This is a genomic window from Methylobacterium variabile (assembly GCF_001043975.1).
GTDB lineage: Bacteria > Pseudomonadota > Alphaproteobacteria > Rhizobiales > Beijerinckiaceae > Methylobacterium > Methylobacterium variabile.
The window spans coordinates 1-22,451 of the sequence record NZ_LABY01000215.1 but is presented as its reverse complement, the minus strand read 5'-3'; the positions used below and the strand labels follow the sequence as shown (position 1 = coordinate 22,451).

At 72.8% G+C, this 22,451-nt stretch carries 20 protein-coding genes and 1 pseudogene; 13 read left to right on the top strand and 8 right to left on the bottom strand.

What is annotated here, in order from left to right; translation table 11 throughout:
• Window positions 1-18 precede the first annotated feature (18 nt).
• The 4 genes and pseudogenes from crtI to VQ02_RS27320 form a co-directional block, all read left to right on the top strand.
• A pseudogene (gene crtI / locus VQ02_RS27335) lies at window positions 19-1,533 on the top strand (phytoene desaturase family protein); the annotation flags it as partial.
• A complete protein-coding gene (locus tag VQ02_RS27330) occupies window positions 1,530-1,955 on the top strand; it encodes a DUF2141 domain-containing protein (protein WP_048447399.1) in 426 nt (141 codons plus the stop codon). The pseudogene crtI and the gene VQ02_RS27330, both read left to right, overlap by 4 nt.
• A 76-nt stretch (window positions 1,956-2,031) precedes the next feature.
• Window positions 2,032-3,006, top strand: coding sequence for an ABC transporter ATP-binding protein (locus tag VQ02_RS27325; protein WP_048447398.1), 975 nt, complete (start codon window positions 2,032-2,034; stop codon window positions 3,004-3,006).
• Window positions 3,003-4,217 (top strand): ABC transporter permease, encoded by a 1,215-nt coding sequence (locus VQ02_RS27320; protein ID WP_048447397.1) that lies wholly within the window; start codon window positions 3,003-3,005, stop codon window positions 4,215-4,217. Before VQ02_RS27325 ends, VQ02_RS27320 begins: the two co-directional genes overlap by 4 nt.
• 32 nt (window positions 4,218-4,249) lie before the next feature.
• On the opposite strand, the gene VQ02_RS27315 is transcribed toward VQ02_RS27320, so the two are convergent.
• Complete coding sequence (locus tag VQ02_RS27315) at window positions 4,250-4,678, bottom strand: hypothetical protein (protein ID WP_048447396.1); 429 nt, start codon at window positions 4,676-4,678, stop codon at window positions 4,250-4,252.
• A gap of 198 nt (window positions 4,679-4,876) precedes the next feature.
• Complete coding sequence (locus VQ02_RS38405) at window positions 4,877-5,047, bottom strand: hypothetical protein (protein WP_167350800.1); 171 nt, start codon at window positions 5,045-5,047, stop codon at window positions 4,877-4,879.
• Window positions 5,048-5,290: 243 nt separating this feature from the next.
• Here VQ02_RS38405 and VQ02_RS27310 point away from each other — a divergent pair, with 243 nt between their 5' ends.
• From VQ02_RS27310 to VQ02_RS27275, 9 genes are all read left to right on the top strand, one after another.
• Window positions 5,291-5,602: a polyhydroxyalkanoic acid system family protein gene (locus VQ02_RS27310; protein WP_048447395.1), complete on the top strand. Its 312-nt coding sequence runs from the start codon at window positions 5,291-5,293 to the stop codon at window positions 5,600-5,602.
• 190 nt (window positions 5,603-5,792) lie between these two features.
• On the top strand, window positions 5,793-6,080 hold the full coding sequence (locus tag VQ02_RS27305) for a hypothetical protein (protein WP_048447394.1): 288 nt from the start codon (window positions 5,793-5,795) through the stop codon (window positions 6,078-6,080).
• A gap of 244 nt (window positions 6,081-6,324) precedes the next feature.
• Entirely contained in the window at window positions 6,325-6,414 is a 90-nt protein-coding gene (locus tag VQ02_RS35190) for a K(+)-transporting ATPase subunit F (protein ID WP_099905332.1), read from the top strand.
• Window positions 6,415-6,425: 11 nt separating this feature from the next.
• Window positions 6,426-8,141: a potassium-transporting ATPase subunit KdpA gene (gene kdpA, locus VQ02_RS27300; protein WP_048447393.1), complete on the top strand. Its 1,716-nt coding sequence runs from the start codon at window positions 6,426-6,428 to the stop codon at window positions 8,139-8,141.
• A 2-nt stretch (window positions 8,142-8,143) separates the two neighbouring features.
• Window positions 8,144-8,332 (top strand): hypothetical protein, encoded by a 189-nt coding sequence (locus VQ02_RS27295; RefSeq protein WP_048447392.1) that lies wholly within the window; start codon window positions 8,144-8,146, stop codon window positions 8,330-8,332.
• Between the two features lie 306 nt (window positions 8,333-8,638).
• Window positions 8,639-10,753 (top strand): potassium-transporting ATPase subunit KdpB, encoded by a 2,115-nt coding sequence (kdpB, locus tag VQ02_RS27290; RefSeq protein WP_048447391.1) that lies wholly within the window; start codon window positions 8,639-8,641, stop codon window positions 10,751-10,753.
• 29 nt (window positions 10,754-10,782) lie between these two features.
• Complete coding sequence (locus VQ02_RS27285; RefSeq protein WP_048447390.1) at window positions 10,783-11,391, top strand: K(+)-transporting ATPase subunit C; 609 nt, start codon at window positions 10,783-10,785, stop codon at window positions 11,389-11,391.
• A complete protein-coding gene (locus VQ02_RS27280) occupies window positions 11,388-14,129 on the top strand; it encodes a sensor histidine kinase (protein ID WP_048447389.1) in 2,742 nt (913 codons plus the stop codon). Before VQ02_RS27285 ends, VQ02_RS27280 begins: the two co-directional genes overlap by 4 nt.
• Complete coding sequence (locus VQ02_RS27275) at window positions 14,126-14,815, top strand: response regulator transcription factor (protein WP_048447388.1); 690 nt, start codon at window positions 14,126-14,128, stop codon at window positions 14,813-14,815. Before VQ02_RS27280 ends, VQ02_RS27275 begins: the two co-directional genes overlap by 4 nt.
• A 46-nt stretch (window positions 14,816-14,861) precedes the next feature.
• On the opposite strand, the gene VQ02_RS27270 is transcribed toward VQ02_RS27275, so the two are convergent.
• The 6 genes from VQ02_RS27270 to VQ02_RS27245 form a co-directional block, all read right to left on the bottom strand.
• Window positions 14,862-16,997 carry an endonuclease gene (locus VQ02_RS27270; RefSeq protein WP_083469485.1) on the bottom strand — a complete coding sequence of 712 codons (2,136 nt, stop codon included), beginning with the start codon at window positions 16,995-16,997 and terminating at the stop codon, window positions 14,862-14,864.
• Between the two features lie 515 nt (window positions 16,998-17,512).
• Window positions 17,513-18,442 (bottom strand): 4-hydroxy-tetrahydrodipicolinate synthase, encoded by a 930-nt coding sequence (gene dapA / locus VQ02_RS27265; RefSeq protein ID WP_048447386.1) that lies wholly within the window; start codon window positions 18,440-18,442, stop codon window positions 17,513-17,515.
• Entirely contained in the window at window positions 18,439-18,669 is a 231-nt protein-coding gene (locus tag VQ02_RS27260; protein ID WP_048447385.1) for a hypothetical protein, read from the bottom strand. Before VQ02_RS27260 ends, dapA begins: the two co-directional genes overlap by 4 nt.
• A 252-nt stretch (window positions 18,670-18,921) precedes the next feature.
• Window positions 18,922-20,247 (bottom strand): MFS transporter, encoded by a 1,326-nt coding sequence (locus VQ02_RS27255; protein WP_048447384.1) that lies wholly within the window; start codon window positions 20,245-20,247, stop codon window positions 18,922-18,924.
• 191 nt (window positions 20,248-20,438) lie between these two features.
• Entirely contained in the window at window positions 20,439-20,987 is a 549-nt protein-coding gene (locus VQ02_RS27250; protein ID WP_048447383.1) for a winged helix-turn-helix domain-containing protein, read from the bottom strand.
• Window positions 20,988-21,365: 378 nt separating this feature from the next.
• The coding region (locus tag VQ02_RS27245; RefSeq protein ID WP_063838520.1) for a replication protein RepA at window positions 21,366-22,451 on the bottom strand (1,086 nt) is incomplete at its 5' end.

Sequence of the window (22,451 nt, the reverse complement as noted above, 5' to 3'; positions counted from 1 at the left end):
AGATGGGTATAAGAGACCGGGGCGGGGCCGGGGGGCCTCGCGGTGGCGCTGCTGCTCGCCCGCGACGGCGTGCAGGTGACGGTGATCGAGAAGGAGGAGAGCGTCGGCGGGCGCACCCGCACGGTGACGGCGCCGGGCGGCTACCGGTTCGACATCGGGCCGACCTTCTTCCTCTATCCGCGCATCCTGGCCGACATCTTCGAGTCCTGCGGCGAGCGCCTGGAGGACCACCTCACCCTCGAGCGGCTCGATCCCCAGTACCACCTCGTCTTCGAGGGCGGCGGCGAGGTCCGGGCGACGCCGGACGTGGAGCGGCTCGAGGCCGAGATCGCCCGCATCGCACCGGACGACGCGAAGAACGTCCGCCGCTTCCTCGACGACAACCGCAACAAGCTCGCGGCCTTCATCCCGGTGCTGCAGCAGGCCTGCGATTCGCTGCGCAGCTTCGCCTCGCCGGCGATGCTGGCGGCCCTGCCGCTCCTGCGCCCGCACGCCACCGTCGACCGGGACCTGAAGCGCTACTTCAAGGACCCGCGGGTCCGCCTCGCCTTCTCGTTCCAGACCAAGTATCTCGGGATGTCGCCGTTCCGGTGCCCGAGCCTGTTCACCATCCTGAGCTTCCTTGAGTACGAGCACGGGGTCTACCACCCGGTGGGCGGCTGCGGCGCGGTGTCGGAAGCCATGGCCGGCCTCGCCCGCCGGCTCGGCGTCGAGATCAAGCTCGGCACGAGCGTCGACCGGGTGCTGTTCGAGGGCAAGCGCGCGGTGGAGGTCGAGGCCGGGGGCGAGCGCATCGCCGCCGACGCGGTCGTCATCAACGGCGACTTCGCCAAGGTCGTGCCCGAGATCGTGCCCGAGGCGCGCCGGCCGCGCTGGCGCGACGCCAAGGTGGCGAAGGCCCGCCTCTCCTGCTCGACCTACATGCTCTACCTCGGCATCGAGGGGCGGATGCCGGAGAGCCTCGGCCACCACACCATCCTCCTGTCGGAGGACTACGCCCGCAACATCCGCGAGGTCTCCGACGGGGTGCTGCCGATGCAGCCCTCGATCTACGTCCAGCACGCCGGCTACACCGACGGCGGCATGGCGCCTCCGGGACACACCAGCCTCTACGTGCTGGTGCCGGTGCCGAACCTGCGCGCCGGGATCGACTGGGCGACGGTGGGCCCGTCCTACCGCGCCCTGGTGCTCAAGCGGCTGGAGAAGCTCGGGCTCCACGACATCGAGTCGCGCATCCGCTACGAGCGCGTGGTCGACCCGACCCAGTGGCGCGACGAGTTCGCGGTGCACGAGGGCGCGACCTTCAACCTCTCCCACGACCTCGGGCAGATGCTCTACTTCCGGCCCCACAACCGCTTCGGGCCCGGGCTCTACCTCGTCGGCGGCGGCACCCATCCGGGCTCCGGCCTGCCGGTGATCTACGAGGGCGCCCGCATCACCGCGCGCCTGATGGCCGAGGACCTGGCCCGGCAGCCGGTCCCGGCCCGCGGGAGGCCGCTCAAGGCCGCCCCGAGCCTCGGAGAGGCCTCGTGAGGCGCCTCCTCCTCGCCGTCGCGGCGGCCTTGAGCCTGTCCGGCCCGGCCGTCGCGGCGGGCCTCACGATCGAGGTCGACGGGGTCGAGCCGGGGGCCGGCCGCGTCTTCGTCGCCCTCTGCACCGGGTCGCTGGCCGAGGAGGCCTGCCGCATCGGCCAGAGCGGCCCGGCCGCGGGCCCGAGCCTGCGCTTCGGCTTCGCCGACGTGCCGCCCGGCACCTACGCGGTCGCGGCCTTCCAGGACCTCGACGGCGACGGCCGGCTCGGCCGCACCCCGCTCGGCCTGCCGACCGAGCCCTACGGCTTCTCGAACGGCGCCGGCCGCCGCGGCCGCCCGGACTTCGCCGCCGCCGCCTTCCGCTTGCCTGAGCCGGGGACCGCCCTGCGGGTGCGGCTCACCCGCGCCGTTGCGGCCCGGTAGCATCCCCGGAGCGATGGCCCTCCCCCGGAAGGCGGCTCTCCCCGGGAATGCCGCAAAGCTCTGCTGTGGTGGCGGCATGATCCCCGATCCGGCGGCCACCGTCCGCGACCTCGCCTTCTCCTACCGGAACCATGCGGTCCTCGACGGGGTCGACCTCGCCCTGGCGCGGGCCGAGACCGTGGCGCTCCTCGGCCCCAACGGGGCGGGCAAGACCTCGCTGATGCGGCTGCTCGCCGGGCGCCTCGTCCCGGACCGGGGCAGCGTCCGGGTGGCGGGGGGCGATCCGGGGCGCGAGCCCGCGGTCCGGCGCGCCATCGCCTGGGTGCCGCAGGAGATCGCCCTCTACCCGCGCCTCACCGTGCGGGAGAACCTCGAGGTCTTCGCCCGCCTCTCGGGCCTGCCCCGCGCCACGCGGGGGCCGGCGGTGGCCCGCGCCCTCGAGCGGGCCGGCCTCGGCGAGGTCGCCGGCCGCCTCGTCGGCGTGCTCTCCGGCGGCTACCAGCGCCGGGCCAACATCGCGGTGGCCCTCCTCGGCGAGCCCGCCCTGGTGCTCCTCGACGAGCCGACGCAAGGGGTCGACCAGGCCGCCCGGGCGGCGATCCACGCGGTGCTCGAGCGCCTGCCCGCCGCTGGCGCCGCGCTGCTGGTCGCCACCCACGACTTCGCCGAGGCCGAGCGCCTGGCCGACCGGGTGGTGATCCTGCAGGGCGGCCGCCTCCGCCTCGACGGGCGCCTCGCCGAGCTGCTGGCCGGCCTGCGGGCCGGCCCGCCGGAGCACGAGGTGGCGCTCGCCGAGTCCGCCGGACCGGCCGCCGCCGCGGCCTTGCGCGAGGCGGGCTTCCACCCGGCCTCGCCCCTCACCTGGCGCGCCGCCGACGCCGTGGCGGGCGGGCGGGACGGCGTCGCGCTGCTCGGGCATCTGCGCCGCCACGGCGTGCCGGTGCGGGAGATCCGGGTGCGCGAGCCGGGCCTCGACGTGCTCTACCGCGACGTGACGGCGACGGAGGCCGCGCCAGACGCCCTCCGGGCGCCCGTGGAGACCCTGGCATGATCGCCGCCGCCTTCCGGGTGATGCTGCTCACCCTCTGGCGCGACCGGGCCGCCCTGGTGATGGCCTTCGTGCTGCCGACCGTGATCTTCTGCGTCTTCGCGGCGATCTTCTCCGGCGCCGTCGGCGAGCGCATCCGCATCCAGGTCGGCCTCCTCGACCAGGCCCGCACCGCGACGACCGGGCGCCTCGTGGCGGCCCTGCAGGCCGACCCGGCCCTGCGCACGACCCTCCTGCAGGGCGACCCCGTGACGGCGGTGCGCCGGGGCGAGGTCGACGTGGCCCTGGTGCTGCGCGGCGACCTCGCGGCCGGCCGCGACGCGGGCGACGCGCCGATCCTCGTCGTCGAGAGCCCGGCCCGGGCGCTGGCCACTCCGATCGCGCTGGGCCAGGTGCAGCGGGTGCTCAACGAGGCCCTGCCCGACGTGGTGCTGTCGCGGGTCGTCGCAGACGTCGAGCGCACCGGCAAGATCGGCCCGGACGAGCGCGCCTTCCTCGACAAGGCCTTCGCGGAGAGCCGCGAGAAGCGCGAGGCCTTCTCCTTCACGGCCCTGGTGGCCCGGAGCTCGACGGCGGAGGGCGGCCCTAACGGCCGGGACGGCGGCAGCGCCCGCGTCGCCTACTATGCCGGGGCGATCGCGGCGGTGTTCCTGCTCTTCGCCGCCATGCAGGGCGCCCTGTCCCTGGTCGAGGAGCGCCAGTCCGGCATCGCCGATCGCCTCGCCGCCGCCCCCGGCGGCCTGCCGGTGGTGGTGCTCGGCAAGTTCCTGTTCCTGGTGCTCCAGGGCACCGCGCAAGGGGCGCTGATCTTCGGGGCGGCGGCGCTGATCTACGGCGTCTCGGTCGGGCCGTATTTCGGGGCCTGGCTCGTCACCGGGGTGCTGGTCGCCGCCATGGCGGCGGGCTTGGGGCTCGCCGCCTGCGCGGCGGCGCGCACCCGCCAGCAGGCCCACCTCGCCGCGACCTTCGGGGTGCTGCTGCTCTCGGCGGTTGGCGGCAGCATGGTGCCGCGCTTCCTGATGCCGCCCTGGCTCCAGAGCCTCGGCTGGCTCACCCCCAACGCCTGGGCGATCGAGGCCTACCAGGCGGCGCTCGCCGAGGGAGCCGGGGCCGCCTGGCCGGCCTGGGCGGTGCTGGCGGGCCTCGCCGCCGCGGGGCTCGGCCTCGCCCTCGCCCTGACGGCGCGGCCGGCCCCGGGACCGGCGCGGGCCTGACGGGGCGACGCTTCAGCGTCGCCCTGCGGGCGTCAGCCCTTCAGCCGCTTGTTGCACTCCGAGTAGTAGCCGCCGCCCTTCTCGATCCAGTTCAGGCCGCCGTTGCCGGCGCCGCCGGCCGCCTTGTTGGCGTTGTACTGGTCGAGGCAGGTGTGCTGGCGGGCGGTGCCGGCCGGCTCCTTGGCGTATTTGGGCGCGATGGCGGTGGGATAGATCACGCCGGCGGCCGGGGCGTGCTGGCCGGCGGGCGCCGGACTGGCAGGCGCGGAATTGGCGGGCGCGGAATTGGCGGGCACCTGGGCCGCGGGCTTGGCCGGGATGGCGGGCGGGTTCGGCGGCGGCGCCTGGGTCGGCTTCGCCGCGCCGGGGCCGAACGGGTTCGGGGTCGGGGCGGTCGTCTGGGCGTGGGCCGGGACGGCGAGCGCGCCGAGGAGCAGCAGGGAGGCGAGGGAGAGACGCATCGGGGATGTCCGGATTCGGGCGCTCCAGCTTAGCAGCACCGCCGCGCCGGGGCGACACCTGCCGTTGCGGGAGCCCGCGCCGCCTTGCGCGACGCGTCTCAGCGCAGGTGGAAGGCGATCCAGAGCACCGCGACGGCGACGAGGCCGGCGGTGAGCCAGCGCAGCAGGCGCGCGACGACCGGCGGCACCGCCCCGCCCTCACTCCGCCGGGGGCCGGGCGGCCGCGCCCGCGAGGAAGGTGGCGAGCGCCGCCGCGCCGAGGCCGTCCTGCAGCGCCCGGACCGGCTCGTCCGGCATCGCCAGCAGCCACAGGGCGGCCGTGGCCGCGATGCACACGGCGACGGCGCCAAAGATTCCCCGCTCGATCACGCTGAAGACCGGCCTCCGCTCGCGGGGCGCCTCCGCGCCCCGGCGTCCCTCTACGCCAGACCGGCCGGCTTGGACAGCGCCCCGCCGCAACGCCCGCGCCTCGACGCGTCTCGGCCCTCCGTGCACGCCATCGATTGAAATCCTCTGCGTCATGGTGAATTTCGACCATGGATGATTCGGCGGAGCCGAACGTCATGCCCGGAGCCGGCCCTGGATCGGGCGCGGCGGGTTGCGGAGATGGTGATGGCGAAGCCCCTGGTCGTCGTGATCCCCCACCAGCTCGGCCGTGCCGAGGCGCGCCGGCGCATCGACGCCCGCCTCGGGCAGGGCCGGGACCTCGTGCAGAAGGCCGGCCTCACCATGGACGATCCGTCCTGGGACGGGGACACGCTCTCGTTCCTGGTCGGCGCCCTGGGCCAGAGGGTCGACGGCACCGTCGCGGTCGAGAACGAGGCCGTCACCGTCGAGGTCCGCCTGCCGCTGCTGCTCGGGATCTTCTCCGGCAAGGTGCGGGACGTCATCGCCGAGAAGGGCGGGCAGCTCCTGGCCGCCTGAGCAGGCTCTTGTCGCGAAAGCCGGCCGCCACTCCTGCGAAACCTGCAGGGGGCGAATGCCGGATCCGACGCGGGCCCGCCCCCGCCCGCGTTGATGAAATCCTGATATCGCGGCCCGGCCGGCCGCATCGTTTTCCCCCGTCGCCGATCGCAAAGACCCCGGTGAGTGGCATCGCCCGGGAGCAAGCGCGATGGATGGGGTTCACGACCGGCTCGCACGCGCCGCGGCGACCGGAGCTCTTCGCCGCGCCGGGGCCCCGGGCGACGGGGCGCGGCCGGCACTCTGCCGGGTGCGCGCCGCCTGCCGGCTTTGCGGCTTCTCCGTCCACGGCTTCCTGAACGGCATGACCTGCGTGCTGCAGGTCGACGGCCGGGCGCTGCGGGACGCGTGCCGCGAGGCCGGCGCGCCCGATGGCTGCGGCCTCGCCCGTGCCTGCGCCGGGTTGCAGGAGGCGGTCCGGGCCGCCCGGCGCCCCTGAACCGGCCGCTCTTTATGCCGCCTTAACATCGCGCGCCCCGCGCCCCTCTCGAATCCCTACGCGATCGGGAGGATCTCGCAGGTCGGGACCGCGGCTTTCAGCGGTCCGATCCGACGCGGCGCCCCTCGCGCCGCCCGACGGGGACAAAGATGTTCGATCTCGTGATGCTGGCGGCCGGCCTGGGCTTCTTCGCCCTGTCGCTCGGCTACGTCTCCTTGTGCGAACGCCTGTGAGGAGGCCCGCGATGACCCTCGATTACGGGCTCGGCGGCCTCATGACGCTCGGGCTGCTCGCCTACCTCGCCTACGCCCTCGTGCGGCCCGAACGGTTCTGAGGAGCAGGCCCATGACCGTCACAGGCTGGCTCCAGATCGCGCTGTTCTGCGCGATCGTCCTCGCGCTGGTGAAGCCCCTCGGCCTCTACATGACCCGGGTCTTCACGGGTGCCCGCACCCCGCTCTCGCCCCTGCTGCGCCCGGTCGAGCGCGGCCTCTACCGCCTCGCCGGCATCGACGAGGCGCACGAGCAGCACTGGCTCGCTTACGCGGGCGCCATGCTGGTCTTCCACGCCGCCGGCTTCGTGCTGCTCTACGGCCTCCTGCGGCTGCAGGCGCTCCTGCCGCTCAACCCCGCCGGCCAGGGCGCGGTGGCGCCGGACCTCGCCTTCAACACCGCGGTCAGCTTCGTCACCAACACCAACTGGCAGAACTACGGCGGCGAGAGCACCCTGTCCTACCTGTCGCAGATGCTGGGGCTGACGCACCAGAACTTCCTCTCGGCGGGGACCGGCATCGCGCTCGCCGTGGCGCTGATCCGCGGCTTCTCGCGGGCCTCGGCCCGCACGGTGGGCTCGTTCTGGGTCGATCTCACCCGCTGCACCCTCTACGTGCTGCTGCCGCTCTGCATCGTCTACGCCCTGTTCCTGGTCTGGCAGGGCGTGCCGCAGACGCTCGCCCCCTACGCCGAGGCGACGACGCTGGAAGGCGGCAAGCAGACGATCGCGCTCGGCCCCGTGGCGAGCCAGGTCGCGATCAAGATGCTCGGCACCAACGGCGGCGGCTTCTTCAACGCCAACGCCGCGCACCCGTTCGAGAACCCGACCGCGTGGTCGAACCTGATCCAGATGGTGTCGATCTTCGCGCTCGGTGCGGCGCTCACCAACGTGTTCGGCCGCATGGTTGGGGACGAGCGCCAGGGCTGGGCGATCCTCGCCGCGATGGGGGCGCTGTTCCTGGCCGGCGTCGCGATCACCTACGCGGCGGAGGGCGCCGGCAACCCGCTCTTGAACGCCCTCGGGCTCCAGGGCGGCAACCTCGAGGGCAAGGAAGTCCGCTTCGGCATTCCCGGCTCGGCCCTGTTCGCGGTGGTGACGACGGCCGCCTCCTGCGGCGCCGTCAACGCCATGCACGATGCCTTCACGGCACTCGGTGGCCTGATCCCGCTCGTCAACATGCAGCTCGGCGAGATCATCGTCGGCGGCGTCGGCGCCGGGCTCTACGGCATGCTGGTCTTCGTGGTGGTGGCGATCTTCGTCGCCGGGCTGATGGTCGGGCGCACCCCGGAATACCTCGGCAAGAAGATCGAGGCCCGGGAGGTCAAGATGGCGATGCTCGCCATCCTGTGCCTGCCGCTGATGATGCTGGGCCTCACGGCGCTCGCCACCGTGCTGCCGGCGGGCCTTGCTGGACCCGCGAACGCGGGGCCGCACGGCTTCTCGGAGATCCTCTACGCCTTCACCTCGGCGGCGGCGAACAACGGCTCGGCCTTCGCGGGCCTCACGGGCAACACCCCGTACTACAACCTGACGCTCGGGGCCGGCATGCTGGTCGGCCGGTTCTTCGTCATCATCCCGGCGCTGGCGATCGCAGGGTCGCTGGCCGCCAAGAAGACCGTGCCCGCCTCCGCCGGCACCTTCCCGACCGATGGCGGCCTGTTCGTCGGCCTCCTCGTCGGGGTGATCCTGATCGTCGGCGGCCTGACCTTCTTCCCGTCGCTCGCGCTCGGGCCGATCGTCGAGCACCTGGCCGGGGCGGCGGGCCAGACCTTCGCGGCGGGGGGCTGACCATGGCCACTGCTCGCGCCACCCGCATCCGCCGGGGCCTGTCCCGGCACCGGCCGCGCTCCGGCCCGCTTCCCGACCGCTCGGCGCTCCGCCCCTGCGACATCGTCCTGGCGCTCACTGGCCTCGCGCTCCTCGGCACCGGCGCGATCTGGGCGGCGATCATGCTCGGCAGCGCGGCGCTCGGGCCGTGACGATGACGAAGGGAACCCGCGCACGGACCTGACATCTTCCGGGTCATTCCGGGGCTCGCCGAAGGCGAGAGCCCATGATCCGGAACCGCAGGCAGTCCAGGGCGAAGCTGAACGCGCTCCACTCTCTTCGGAAACACCTGCGGTTCTGGGCGTGCCTTCGGCACTCCGGGCTCCGCTTCGCGGCCCCGGAATGACCCGGAGGATGGAAAGACCGTCGTCCAACCTGGACCAGCCGCGACACATCCCGGGCGCTGCCGCCGGCATCGCCCTCCCCTGAAATTTTTGCCTCATCCGGATCCCAGGATCATGGCCCAGTCCCAGAAACCCTCCCGCCTCGGCGCCGGCCTGATCGGGCCGGCGCTCATCGGTGCGGTCACGAAGCTCGATCCGCGCCAGATGGTGAAGAACCCCGTGATGTTCGTGGTCGAGGTCGTGGCGGCCTTCACCACGATCCTCTTCATCCGCGACCTCGTCACCGGCGGCCAGAATCTGGCCTTCACCGGCCAGATCATCCTCTGGCTGTGGTTCACGGTGCTGTTCGCCAACTTCGCCGAGGCGGTGGCGGAAGGGCGCGGCAAGGCCCAGGCCGAGTCCCTGCGCCGCACCCGCACCGAGACCACGGCGAAGCTGCTCACCGGCCCCGCCGCCGGCATCGGCGGGCCGGGCCACCATTACGAGACCGTGCCGGGTGCCGGCCTCAAGGTCGGCGACGTGGTGCTGGTCGAGGCCGGCGACGTGATCCCGTCGGACGGCGAGGTGATCGAGGGCATCGCCTCGGTCAACGAGGCGGCGATCACGGGCGAGTCCGCCCCCGTGATCCGCGAATCCGGCGGCGACCGCTCGGCGGTGACCGGCGGCACGCAGGTGCTCTCCGACTGGATCCGGGTGCGGATCACCGCGGCGGCCGGCTCGACCTTCATCGACCGGATGATCGCCCTCGTCGAGGGCGCCGCCCGGCAGAAGACACCCAACGAGATCGCCCTCAACATCCTGCTTTCCGGCCTCACCATCGTGTTCGTGTTCGCGGTCGGCTCGATCCCGAGCTTCGCCTCGTATGCCGGCGGCGCGATTCCGCTCGCCGTGCTGGTGGCGCTCTTCGTCACCCTGATCCCGACCACGATCGGGGCGCTGCTCTCGGCGATCGGCATCGCCGGCATGGACCGGCTGGTGCGCTTCAACGTGCTCGCCATGTCCGGCCGCGCCGTCGAGGCGGCGGGCGACGTCGACACGCTGCTCCTCGACAAGACCGGAACGATCACGCTCGGCAACCGCCAGGCCACCGAGTTCCGCCCGGTGCGCGGCGTCACCGCCGGGATGCTGGCCGACGCGGCCCAGCTCGCCTCGCTGGCCGACGAGACCCCGGAGGGCCGCTCGATCGTGGTGCTGGCCAAGGAGGCGCACGGGATCCGTGCCCGCGACATGGGCAGCCTGAACGCCACCTTCGTGCCCTTCACCGCGCAGTCCAGGATGTCGGGCATCGACCTCGACGGGTCGTCGATCCGCAAAGGGGCGGTCGAGGCGGTGATCGCGAGCCTGGAGGCCGCCCCGGCCCTCGTCGGTGCGGGCGCCACCGCCCGGGTGCTTCAGCCCCGCCTCGATCCGGCGGCGGCCCAGGAGGTCCGGGCCATTGCCGAGGAGATCGCCAAGGCCGGCGGCACGCCGCTGGCGGTCGCCCGCGACGGCAAGCTGCTGGGCGTCGTCCACCTGAAGGACATCGTCAAGGGCGGGATCCGGGAGCGCTTCGCGGAGCTGCGCCGCATGGGCATCCGCACGGTGATGATCACCGGCGACAACCCGATGACCGCCGCCGCCATCGCCGCGGAGGCCGGCGTCGACGACTTCCTCGCCCAGGCCACGCCCGAGGACAAGCTGGCGCTGATCCGGCGCGAGCAGGCGCACGGCAAGCTCGTGGCGATGTGCGGCGACGGCACCAACGACGCGCCGGCGCTGGCACAGGCCGATGTCGGCGTGGCAATGAACACCGGCACGGTGGCGGCCCGCGAGGCCGGCAACATGGTCGACCTCGATTCCGACCCGACCAAGCTCATCGAGATCGTCGAGATCGGCAAGCAGCTGCTGATGACCCGCGGCGCCCTCACCACCTTCTCGATCGCCAACGACGTGGCGAAGTACTTCGCCATCATCCCGGCGATGTTCGTCGGGCTCTACCCCCAGCTCCAGGCCCTCAACGTGATGGGGCTCGCCTCGCCCCAGAGCGCCATCCTGTCGGCGATCATCTTCAACGCGCTCATCATCGTGGCGCTGATCCCGCTGGCCCTGCGGGGCGTGCGCTACCGCGCCGTCGGCGCCGCCGCGTTGCTGCGGCGCAACCTCCTGATCTATGGTCTCGGCGGGATCCTGGTGCCGTTCGCCGGCATCAAGCTGATCGACCTCGCCGTGAGCGCCCTCCACCTCGCCTGACAAAATCCGGCTCGAACGAGAACACCGCCATGCTCCGGCACCTCCGCCCCACCCTCGTGCTCCTCACCGGCCTGACCCTCGTCACCGGCCTCGCCTACCCGCTCGCCATGACGGGCCTCGCCGGCGCGCTCTTCCCGGCGCAAGCCGAGGGAAGCCTGGTCCGTGGATCCGACGGCACCCTCGTCGGCTCCGCCCTCATCGGCCAGGCCTTCGCGAGCGCGCGCTACTTTCACGGCCGCCCCTCGGCCACCGTGGCGCCCGATCCCGTCGACGCCGCCAAAACCGTCCCGGCGCCCTACAACGCCGCCAATTCCGGCGGTGCCAACCTGGGGCCGACCAACCCGGCCCTGATAGACCGGGTGAAGGCCGACATCGCCGCCCTCAAGGCCGAGAACCCCGCCGACCCGGTGCCGCAGGACCTCGTCACCACGTCGGGCTCCGGCCTCGACCCGGACGTCTCGCCCGAGGCCGCCCTGTTCCAGGTGCCCCGGGTCGCGAAGGCCCGCGGCCTGTCCGAGGATTCCGTGCGCGCCCTGGTCGCCGGGCAGGTGCGGGAGCCGAGCCTCGGCTTCCTCGGCGAGCGCCGGGTCAACGTGCTCGCCCTCAACCGCGCCCTCGACGCGCAACAGGCCCGATGAGGGACAACAGGCCCTCACGCGAGGGCCACAGGCCCTCGCCCGACGCCCTCCTGGCGCAGGCGCGCCGGGAGGCGCCCGGGCGCGGGCGCCTGAAGATCTTCCTCGGGGCGGCGCCGGGGGTCGGCAAGACCTACGAGATGCTGACCACGGCGCATGCCAGGCAGCGCGAGGGCGTCGACGTGGTGGTGGGCGTGGTCGAGACCCACGGCCGGCCCGAGACCGAGGCCCTGGTCGCCGGGCTCGAGGTGCTGGCGCGCCACACCGTCCCGTATGGCGGCGGCAGCCTCGCCGAGATGGACCTCGACGGGCTCCTCGCGCGAAAACCCCGGCTGGCGCTGGTCGACGAGCTCGCCCACACCAACGCCCCGGGCTCGCGCCACCCGAAGCGCTACCTCGACGTCGAGGAGCTGCTCCAGGCCGGCATCGACGTCTACACGACCCTCAACATCCAGCACGTCGAGAGCCTGAACGACGTCGTGGCCCAGATCACCCGGATCCGGGTGCGCGAGACGGTGCCGGACGGGGTCCTCGACCGGGCCGACGACATCGAGGTGATCGACCTCTCCCCCGACGACCTGATCCGGCGCCTGCGCGAGGGCAAGGTCTACCTGCCGCGCCAGGCCGAGCGGGCGCTGAGGCACTACTTCTCCCCCGGCAACCTCACGGCGCTGCGCGAGCTCGCCTTGCGCCGCACCGCCCAGCAGGTCGACGACCAGCTCGTCACCCACATGCGGGCCCACGCAATTCCCGGCCCCTGGGCGGCGGGCGAGCGGGTGCTGGTCTGCGTCAGCGAGGACCCGCGCGCGGCGGGCCTCGTGCGCTACGCCAAGCGCCTCGCCGACCGGCTGCGGGCGCCGTTCACCGCGCTCACGGTCGAGGGGCGGCGCAGCGCCGGCCTGAGCGAGGCCGAGCGCGACCGCATCGCCGACACCCTGCGGCTCGCCGAGCGGCTGGGGGCCGAGACCGCGACCCTGCCGAGCCAGGGCCGCATCGCCGACGACGTGGTGGGGTTCGCCCGCGAGCACAACGTCACCCACGTGGTGATCGGCAAGTCGACGCGCTCGCGCTGGTTCGAGCTCCTGCACGGCTCCGTGGTTCACGACCTCCTGCGCCGCTCCGGCTCGATCAGCGTGCACGTCGTGGCGGGCGAGGAGATCGCCGGCGCGCCCGCGCCGCACAGGGGCGTGCGCACCGCAGCCCCGCCGAGGCCCAGCGCCCTACCCTACGCCGCCGCGCTCGCGGCCGTCGCCGCCGCGCTGGCCCTGGGCCTCGTGCTGCAATCCGCCCTCGGCCACGAGAGCACCGACCTCGCCTTCCTCACCGCCGTGGTGGCGGTGGCGGTGCGCTTCGGCCTCGGACCGTCGCTCGCCGCGGTGGTGGCCGCCTCGCTCGCCTACAACTTCTTCTTCCTGCCGCCGCTCTACACCTTCACGATCGCCGATCCCACCAACGTCGTCGCCCTGTTCTTCTTCACCCTGGTGGCGGTGGTGGTGTCGAACCTCGCGGCGCGGGCCCGGGCCGACGCGACGATCTCGCGGGCGCGCACCCGGGCGACCGAGGCGCTCTACGGCTTCTCGCGCAAGCTCGCGAGCTGCGGCACCCTCGACGACGTGCTGTGGGCCACCGCCTACCAGATCGCCCTGATGCTGCGCCTGCGGGTGGTGCTGCTGCTGCCGGACGGCGGCAGCGTCGCGGTGATGGCCGGCTACCCGCCGGAGGACGCCCTCGACGAGGCCGACCTCGCGGCGGCCAAGTGGACCTTCGACCACGGCCGCCCGGCGGGACGGGGCGCCGACACCCTGCCGGGGGCGAAACGCCTGTTCCTCCCCTTGCGCACCGGCCGCGGCATGGTCGGGGTGGTGGGGCTCGACGGCGACAAGCCGGGGCCGCTCCTCACCCCCGACCAGCGCCGGCTCCTCGACGCGCTCGCCGACCAGGGGGCGCTCGCCATCGAGCGCGTCCACCTCGTCGAGGACCTCGACCGGGCCCGGCGCTCGGCCGAGGCCGACCGCCTGCGCCAGGCGCTGCTGTCGTCGCTCTCGCACGACCTCAAGACGCCGCTCGCCGCGGTGCTGGGCTCCGCCACGACCCTGCGCGACCTCGGCCCCGCCCTGACTCCGGGGGCGCAAGGCGAACTCCTCGCGACCATCGTCGACGAGGCCGAGCGCCTGAACCGCTTCATCGCCAACCTGCTCGACATGACGAGGCTCGAATCCGGCGCTCTGTCGCCGAACCTCGCCCCGCACGACCTCGCGGAGATCGTCGCGACGGCGCTGGAGCGGGCCGGCAAGATCCTCTCCCGTCACCGGGTCGAGCTGGCCCTCGGGCCCGGCCTGCCGCCCCTGCGCCTCGACGCGGTGCTGATGGAGCAGGTCCTGTTCAACCTCCTCGACAACGCCGCCAAGTACGCCCCCGAGGGCAGCCTGGTGCGGATCGAGGCCTGGCGGGAGGAATCTCGGCGGGAAGCCCGGCGCGAGGGCGGCGCCGTGCGCCTGCGGATCCTCGACGAGGGCGAGGGCATCCCGGCGGGCGACGAGGAGCGGATCTTCGACACCTTCTACCGGGTGCGCAAGAGCGACCGGGTCCGGGCCGGGACAGGCCTGGGTCTCGCGATCTCCCGCGGCTTCGTCGAGGCGATGGGCGGGCGGATCACGGCGCGCAACCGGGGCGACCGCTCGGGGGCCGCCTTCACCCTGACCCTGCCGGTGCCCCGGGCCGCCCTGGAGGACGCCGCGTGAGCCAGTCTCCTCGCATCCTGGTGATCGACGACGAGCCGCCGATCCGCCGGCTCCTGCGCGTGGGCCTCGGCAGCCAGGACTACGAGGTCGTGGAGGCGCAGAACGGCCGGACCGCCCTGGCGCTGCTGGAGCAGGAGTCCTTCGCCCTCGCGATCCTCGATCTCGGCCTGCCGGACATCGCCGGCCACGCGCTGCTGGCGCAGATCCGCGCGCGCAAGCCCGACCTGCCGGTGATCGTGCTGTCGAGCCGCGACGAGGAGGCCGGCAAGGTCGAGGCCCTCGACCTCGGGGCGGACGACTACGTCACCAAGCCGTTCGGCATGAACGAGCTTCTGGCCCGGATGCGGACGGCGCTCCGCCACCAGCTCGCGGTCGGCGGCGAGCGCCCGGTCTTCCGGGCCGGCGACCTCTCGGTCGACCTGGTGCGCCGGATCGTCCGGGTGGGCGAGCGCGAGGTGAAGCTCTCGCCCAAGGAGTACGACGTGCTGCGCCTCCTCGTGCACCATGCCGGCAAGGTGCTCACCCACGCCCACCTCCTGCGCGAGGTCTGGGGTACGGCCGCCGACCCGCAATATCTCCGGGTCTACGTGCGCCAGCTGCGCCAGAAGCTCGAGCCCGAGCCCGAGCGCCCGCGCTACATCCTGACCGAGACCGGGGTGGGCTACCGGATGCGGGCGGCGGATTGAGGGATCCGGGGATCCCTCGCCGCCGCGGACGGGCCTTGCCCGCCCCTCAGCCGAGACCCGCCGCGAAGTCGATGCGCGAAGCCCATTCCGGATGGTCGATGAGCGGATTGCGGTTGCCCTGCATCTCCTCGATGGCGGCGTTGCGGTGCCGCTCGTACGGCGAGGGCGGCTTGGCGGCGTGCCACGCGAGGAGCGTCCGGATGCTCTCGGGCCGGTACTCCTTCGGGGTGCCGTCGATCTCGCCCGGATAGCGCAGCAGGAAGTAGAGCGTCGCCCGCGCGACCGCCCCCTTGCCGTTCGCCGGCTCGAAGCCGCCCTGCTCGCGCTTGCCGCACTCGCCGCGAACCGCCTCCTCGAAATCGGGGAAGTCGAAGTACGGAATGTTGCCGCGGAACGAGTTGCAGCCGGATTCGCAGGCGAAGAGGTGATGGAGGTCGCCCCGCATCGGCTCCGCCTTGCCGAACCAGGATTGCGGGACGACGTGCTCGCAATTGTACGGGAGGCTCGCCTCGAGGGTGTCGAGGGTCGCCTCCATCTGCTCGGAGGGCAGGGCCGCGGCGGCGAGGACGGTGCGCATCCGCTCGACCATGCGGCTGCGCTCGGCCGCGACGCGGGCATCCTCGCGGATCAGCTCCTCGGCCTCGAACGGCTTGCCGGAATAGATGCTCCGCAGCTTCAGGTCGGGATGGAGGTCGACCCACGGATACAGGTGCGTCATCGGCTTGTACGGCAGCCGCGTCCTGTGCGTGGCGTCCACCAGCCGGCTCAGCTGCCGGTACAGGGTGCCCGGGCTCACATGCGCATCGACCTCGTCGTAGTAGGCCTCGCGGCGCGCGGCATCCTGCGCCGCGTCGTAGTAGGTGCGCCCGCGGGCGCGCTCGACCTCGCGCAACGCCTCCTGCAGCTCGGGGGACGGCGCGGCCGCCGGCGCACCGTCCGCCGCGTCCGGCACCGGCAGTGCGGCGGGGCGTGGCGGGAGAGGCTGCGCCGTCGCGGCACCGTCGCCCCCGCGGGCCTGCGCCGGCATCCCCCCGGTCCCCAGCCGCACGCTGACCTGGAGCGGGATCGTCCAGGTGGCGGTGCCGTCCTCGCTGACGGCAGCCTGAAGCGGCGTCGACGCCGGATCCTTCGGTCCCGGCCCGCTCCGGACCTCCCGGTCCGATCCCGGTCCGTCCGCCGGCGGAGCGGACGGCGAGCCGGGCTCCTTTCCGTCGAGGATCGGCTGGCGCAGCCGGTCCTGGTCGGGGCCGAGCCGGGCCGCCCGGATCGCGCCCACGATCCGGCTGACCCGCACGCCCTCGTTGGCCTTCCAGGCGATGCGATGCTCGCCCATCTCCTCGGTCCACACCGTCCCGTCCCGGGTCAGCATCCGCCCCTGCCCGTCCCGCTCGGGAACCCCGGAATGATGCAGGGCCACGACCTCCCACTGGTCGTTGAACACCGGCGATCCGGATGAGCCGGGCGCCGTGTCCGTCTTGTATTGTATGAAATTCGGAAACATTTCCGTAATCTTGTTCTCGCGCAGCGCGAGCTGCTTCGGCTCCCCGTTCGGATGCTGGATGATGTTGACATACTCCTCGCAAAGGACCTTTCCTTCCTCCTCGATCAGTGGCAGCCAGAAGAAATCACCGAGCTTGGTGCCGTCGATCGACTGCTCGGCCAGGGCCACGATGGTGAAGTCCAGGCCCGGATCGGTCAGGAAGAAGGCGTCCGGCTCCAGGCCGACGCTGACGGAGGCCAGAAGCCTGCCGCCCGCATCCTCCTGGTAGTTGAACTCGACGCGGCTCGTCGCCGCCACGGCGGCCTCGCCGAGAACGTGGTGGTTGGTGATGAAGAGGCGCGGGGAAATCGTGAAGCCCGACCCGTAGCCGAGCACGGTCCCGTTGCGCTGGCGGATCGTGACGCGCCCGACGCAGCGGGCCGCGCGCAGCCCGATCTCGAGGTAGTTCACGCTCATCAGGTCGCTGCGCCCCAGGATGCGCTCCAGCGCCATCGCGGTGCTGGCGGCGGGCGCGGGCCGGGCCGCCTCGGCGGCAGCGATCCGGTTCATGCGCTTCGTCACCCGCTCGGGCGAATCCGCCTCGAGCGGCGAGACGGCCACGACCGTCGCCGTGCGCTCGCGCTGGGCGCTGCGCGACTCGTACCGCTCGGTGGTCTGCTCGATCGGCATTCCCAGGATCATCTCGGCGTCCTCCCGCATCCTCGATGTCGCGCGTTTTCTCGCTCTTTCCGGATTGCAGGGAAATGATGCCATTAATTAAATCAAAACAAACACGATATTACCGTTATATGCAAAATATATATTGCAATTTTGCGCATTTTAATCGATATTCAACACGCGCGAACGAGCGAACATCTCTCATATTTCCTGCACAATAGCATGACATCAGGATCATTATCGGGATAATTCTCCAATTTTATCTTAAATCATCAATATAAGATGCTGCATCGAAAGCAAATTTCGAACTGTTTTAATTTAGCATATAGTGCGGTGTCCGGACTTATCATTCCGGACACCGCACGATGTCGAGGTCGGTCGTGGGACGCGCGCTCGATCGAGCGGGTGCCTGCGGCGCGAGGAGCGGAACGCCTTCCTCGCAGGGCATCCAGCCCCATGCGCCCGACCCCGAAGGTCCCGAAATCCCCCTCGGTCCGCTGCCCCGGCCGGATCCCGCAGGGCCTCGTCCGCGGAGACCGTCACGCGGCGGCCCCGGCCGGGACGGAGGCGTCGAGCGCCGCGAGCGCCGCCGCGATCGCCGCCTCCGTCTCCGGACGCGGCCGCACCAGGGGCAGGCGCAGGTCCGGGGCGAGGCCGGGGCGCAGGAGCGCGAGGGCGAGCTTGACCGGGCCCGGGTCGGTCTCGCGGGACAGAGCCGCGATCAGCGGCGCCAGGCCGGCCTGGATCGCCCGGGCGCGGGCGTGGTCGCCGGCCCGGGCAGCGCGCTGCAGGGCGGCGCAAGGCCCCGGCACCAGATTGGCGACGACCGAGACGCAGCCCTGCCCGCCCAGCGCGGTGAAGGCGGCGGCGGTGGCGTCGTCGCCCGAGAGCTGAAGGAAGCCCGGGCCGGCCGCCCGCTCGGTCCGCTCGATCCGGGCGAGGTCGCCGGTGGCGTCCCTGATCCCGACGATCCCCGGCAGGGCGGCGAGCCGGGCCAGGGTCTCCGGCGCGAGGTCGATCCCGGTGCGGGCCGGGACGGCGTCGAGCAGCAGCGGCAGGTCGGTCGCCGCGGCGATCACGGCGAAGTGCCGGACGAGGCCCTCCTGCATCGGGCGGTTGTAGTACGGCGCGACCACCAGGGCGGCATCGGCCCCGGCGGCGGCGGCCGCCCGGGCCAGGGCGACGCTGGTGCGGGTGCAGTTGGTGCCGGTGCCGGCGACGACCGGAACCCGCCCGGACGCGGCCTCGAGGACGACGCGGAGCGCCCGGTCGCGCTCCGCCTCCGTCAGGGTCGGCGCCTCGCCGGTGGCGCCGCCGACCACGAGGCCTTCGGTGCCGTGCGCGACCTGCCAGGCGGCGAGGTCGCCGAGCGCCCGCTCGTCGAGCCGGGCGCCCCCCGCCGCGAACGGCGTGACGAGGGCGGTGAGCGCGCCGCCGGGCCGGCGGCGGGGCGGGAGCGCGGGCGTCACGGGGTGAGGGCCAGGGGGGTGCTGGCGAGGCGCACCGCGTCGGGCCGCCGGCCGGTCTCGGCGGCGGCGTAGGTCAGCGCGTCCCGGCGGCTGCGGAAGATGCCGCCGGCGAGGCCGTGCGTCTCGACGGCGAGCCAGTGACCCTCGGCGCTCTGGCCGACGACGAAGTCCAGGGGGAGCCGGGCCGGAGCGGGGACCGGCGCGGCGATGTCCACGGGGTGCGACATGGGTGAGGATCGGGTTCGCGCGGCCGTCCGTGGCCGCGGCCTCACCCTGCCCGGGACGCCGTAGGGGATCGATGCGGGCCGGACGGCGGCGGCATAAGGATGTCGTGGGGTTTCGGTCGCGGCGCGCGGCCGTGCCCCAGAACGGCGGCGCCCCCGCGGAGGACCGCGAGGGCGACGACGAGGACGACGAGGAGGCGGATCACGTCCCGGCCCCGCGGGGGCTCGGGGTGGCGGCTCACCCTCGCCAAGGCGTCACGGCCGCAGCTCGACCCGGCGGATCTCGCCGACCACCACGAGGTAGCACAGGCCCGCCACCAGGGCGTTGAGGCCGACGAACACCAGGGCGCCGCTGAACGAGCCGGTCTGCTGCACGATGTAGCCGATGACGATCGGCGTGGTGATGCCCGCGAGGTTGCCGAAGGTGTTGAACAGGCCGCCGCTCAGGCCGCCGGACTCCTTGGGCGAGGTGTCCGAGACCACCGCCCAGCCGAGCGCCCCGATGCCCTTGCCGAAGAAGGCGAGCGCCATCAGGCCGACCACGAGGGCGTCCGCCTGGACGTAGTTGCAGCCGATGATCGCCATCGACAGCAGCATGCCCGACACGATCGGGATCTTGCGGGCGGCGGTCAGCGAGTAGCCGCGGCGCAGGAGCTGGTCCGAGATCACGCCGCCGAGGATGCCGCCCAGGAACCCGCACAGGGCCGGCAGGGTGGCGGCGAAGCCGGCCTGGAGGATCGACAGGCCCCGCTCCTTGACGAGGTAGACCGGGAACCAGGTGAGGAAGAAGTAGGTCAGCGTGTTGATGCAGTACTGGCCGACATAGATGCCGAGCAGCATCCGCTCGGAGAGGAGCTGGCGCAGGGTGCGGCCGGCGCGGGTCGCGGTCTCGGCCGGGCGCCCGTCCATGTCCATCAGGGCGCCGTTGTCCTCGAGGAACGTCCGCTCGGCCGGGTTGATCGCGGGGTGCTCCCGCGGCCCGTGCACCACCTGGGTCCAGAGCAGCGCGAAGGCGATGCCGAGCGCGCCCATCATCGTGAAGACGTGGTGCCAGCCGAAGGCGTGGACGATCCAGCCCATGAGCGGGGCGAACAGCACGGTGGCGAAGTACTGGGCCGAGTTGAAGAAGGCCGAGGCCATGCCGCGCTCGTTCGCCGGGAACCAGGCCGCGGTGATGCGGGCATTGGCCGGGAAGACCGGCGCCTCGGCGAGGCCCACCGCCAGGCGCAGGGAGAACAGCACCGCCACCGCGGCGAAGCCGGAGAAGAAGCCGACCGCGCCCTGCATCAGCGTGAAGGCCGACCACAGGAAGATCGCCGCGGCGTAGACCCACTTCACGCCGTAGCGGTCGAGGAGCCAGCCGCCGGGGAGCTGGGCGAGGACGTAGGACCAGGCGAAGGCCGAGAAGACGTAGCCCATGGTCACGGCGTCGAAGCCGAGCTCCTTGGCCATCGCCGGCCCGGCGATGGCGATGGTCGCCCGGTCGGCGTAGTTGATCGCCGTGGCGATGAACAGCATCGCCAGGATGACGAGGCGGATGCGGCTCCGCTTCACGGCCGACAGGCCGAGGACTGCGCTCATGGGTCTCCTCCCGGGGCCCGACAGGGGGCCGCGACGGCGTCTTGTTCGCGCCCCCGCATTCCCGCAGGGGTTTTCGGGACGGGAGCCTGGGGGGTTCCGGGCGGAAGGTCCAAGTCAAAGGCTGAATGGGTCGATGCGCGAACAGCATCGAACGCCATTCAGCAGCGCGGCAGCCGGCATCGATGCCGGGTTCAGGAGGCGAGACCGTAGACCGCGTCGCCGAGGCGCCGGAACACCGCGCCGCCCTGGGCGCGCTTCCACAGCCGGGTGTTGAGGGCCGCCACGGGATCGTGGCCGGGCAGGGTCAGGCCGCGGGCGGCGAGCTGCTCCCAGATCTCGGCGGCGTGCATCGGCCGCCCGGCGGCGGCCAGGATCTCCTCCGCCGTCTCGATCAGCCGGCGGCCCTCCCGGCGCGCCGCGGCGCCGGCCGGCACTGCGGGCTCGGGCGGGGCGACCTCCGGACGGGCCGGCTCGGCGCGGGAGTCAGGCGCGGACCGCGGAGCGGACGGGGTCCGCGGAGGCTCCGCCCAGGCCTGCGGCGCCGGAACGGTGTCCCGGTGCGGCGGCGCGGCAGGCTGGCCCGGCGCCGGGTCCGAAGCGGCCGCCGACTGGCCCGGCCGGGCCAGTCGGCGGCCGAGGTCGAGGTAGAGCTCGTGCTCGGCGATGGCCCGGTCGAGGGCGGCGCGCTGGCGCCGCAGATCGTCCAGCCGGGCCTCGGCCTCCGCCTCTGACAGGAACATGTCGCCCTCTTTGGAATATTCCATATTCCCAAAGATGTCGGCATCGGGAAATGGAACTTATAGAATAAGAATATTCCACGAGAGTGCAAGCCCGCCAGCGAGCCATTCCCGCGCGATCCACCATGAACGGCCATTCCGCGCTCGACCTTCCCTCCCGCCTGGGGAAGCAGGGCGGATTGACAAGGGCCGGCACAGCGCCGGGCGTTTCCAGAATGAATTCGAAACATTCCATCAACGCAGCAGACAGCCGTTCATGTCCCGCGACGGTGTCGAACCCCTGCGCGTGATCGCTTGCTTCCCGCGTCCGCGGCGAGACAGAGGCGATGACGCGCGGAGGGGTCGACGAGAGCGGCGCGACCGGATGGGTGTCCGGCCGCCTCAGGCCGCCCCTGCCCCCGCGGCGGACGCCTTGCGGCGGGCGGGTTTCGGCGGCACCAGCAGGGAGCCGGGATCGGTCGGCAGCAGCTGCAGGCCGGCCTCGTCGAGGCTGATCGGCAGCTTCGGAAACACCTCCTTGACGTGGGCCACGTCGGCCTTGAACGCCTGGCGGAAGCTGCGCAGGGAGGCGTTGTCGGCGCCGAACTGCCGGTGGACCGTGTCCCAGCTCAGGCGCAGCGGGCGCTGCAGGCTGCGCAGCCGGTAGCCGATCCAGAACAGCAGGTCGAGCTTGCGCGCCGAGCCCGAGAAGGCGCGGGCGGCCCGGATGTCGACCGGCAGGGCGTGCTGGACCAGGTTGTCGTAGAAATCCTGGTGGAACTGCACCGTCTTCGACCAGGCGAGGCCGTCCTGGCCGCCGACGCGCCAGAGGTCGAGCTGGCGGAACGGCGGCATGGTGATGGTCGAGGAGCGCGACTGCCCGTCCCAGAGGCCGATCTGCATCGTGCAGGCGGCGAGCCGGTGCAGCTGCTCCTTGAACTGCCGGATGGTGCCGCGCTCGCCGCCGGTGACGGCGAAGCCCATCTCGCGCATGAAGCCCGACAGGCTGTCGGCGACCTCGACCGTGGGGCTGCGCTGGCGCACCGCCTCGGTGCAGAGGTGCAGCAGCACCAGCCGGGCTTTCGGGCCGTAGGGCAGGCCCTGCAGCTCCATCTGGCCGGTCGACGGGTTCTTCAGCCGCCCGGCCAGGATGCTCAGCGTGTTGCGGCCGTATTCCCGGAAGAACTCCCGGGTGTCGCCGGGGTCGCGGTAGGGCAGCCCGCAGAGCGCCAGCACGGAATGGATGTGCTGGATCGTGTCCGGGGTGACGGGCTCGGCCTCGATCACCATCCGGACCGCGTCGCGCCGGCGCTGGTCGCGCCCCATGGCGGCGCGGACGTCCTGCTTGCGGCTCGTCTCGGCCCGCTCGGCGTCGCGCAGGGCCTGGCGGTGGGCGATGTGCTCGACGATGACCCCGAACAGGAATCCGCCCCGGGCCGCTTCCAGCTCGGCCAGCAGGTCCTCGTCGTGGATCGCCGCGATCTTGGC

Coding starts and splice junctions, on each gene's coding strand:
- VQ02_RS27325 (WP_048447398.1), top strand. CDS start 2,032: ATGATCCCCGATCCGGCGGCCACCGTCCGCGACCTCGCCTTCTCCTAC.
- VQ02_RS35190 (WP_099905332.1), top strand. CDS start 6,325: ATGACCCTCGATTACGGGCTCGGCGGCCTCATGACGCTCGGGCTGCTC.
- VQ02_RS27285 (WP_048447390.1), top strand. CDS start 10,783: ATGCTCCGGCACCTCCGCCCCACCCTCGTGCTCCTCACCGGCCTGACC.
- VQ02_RS27305 (WP_048447394.1), top strand. CDS start 5,793: ATGGATGGGGTTCACGACCGGCTCGCACGCGCCGCGGCGACCGGAGCT.
- VQ02_RS27250 (WP_048447383.1), bottom strand. CDS start 20,987: ATGTTCCTGTCAGAGGCGGAGGCCGAGGCCCGGCTGGACGATCTGCGG.
- VQ02_RS27315 (WP_048447396.1), bottom strand. CDS start 4,678: ATGCGTCTCTCCCTCGCCTCCCTGCTGCTCCTCGGCGCGCTCGCCGTC.
- VQ02_RS27260 (WP_048447385.1), bottom strand. CDS start 18,669: ATGTCGCACCCCGTGGACATCGCCGCGCCGGTCCCCGCTCCGGCCCGG.
- VQ02_RS27255 (WP_048447384.1), bottom strand. CDS start 20,247: ATGAGCGCAGTCCTCGGCCTGTCGGCCGTGAAGCGGAGCCGCATCCGC.
- VQ02_RS27270 (WP_083469485.1), bottom strand. CDS start 16,997: ATGATCCTGGGAATGCCGATCGAGCAGACCACCGAGCGGTACGAGTCG.
- VQ02_RS27310 (WP_048447395.1), top strand. CDS start 5,291: ATGGCGAAGCCCCTGGTCGTCGTGATCCCCCACCAGCTCGGCCGTGCC.
- kdpA (WP_048447393.1), top strand. CDS start 6,426: ATGACCGTCACAGGCTGGCTCCAGATCGCGCTGTTCTGCGCGATCGTC.
- VQ02_RS27280 (WP_048447389.1), top strand. CDS start 11,388: ATGAGGGACAACAGGCCCTCACGCGAGGGCCACAGGCCCTCGCCCGAC.
- VQ02_RS27295 (WP_048447392.1), top strand. CDS start 8,144: ATGGCCACTGCTCGCGCCACCCGCATCCGCCGGGGCCTGTCCCGGCAC.
- VQ02_RS27320 (WP_048447397.1), top strand. CDS start 3,003: ATGATCGCCGCCGCCTTCCGGGTGATGCTGCTCACCCTCTGGCGCGAC.
- kdpB (WP_048447391.1), top strand. CDS start 8,639: ATGGCCCAGTCCCAGAAACCCTCCCGCCTCGGCGCCGGCCTGATCGGG.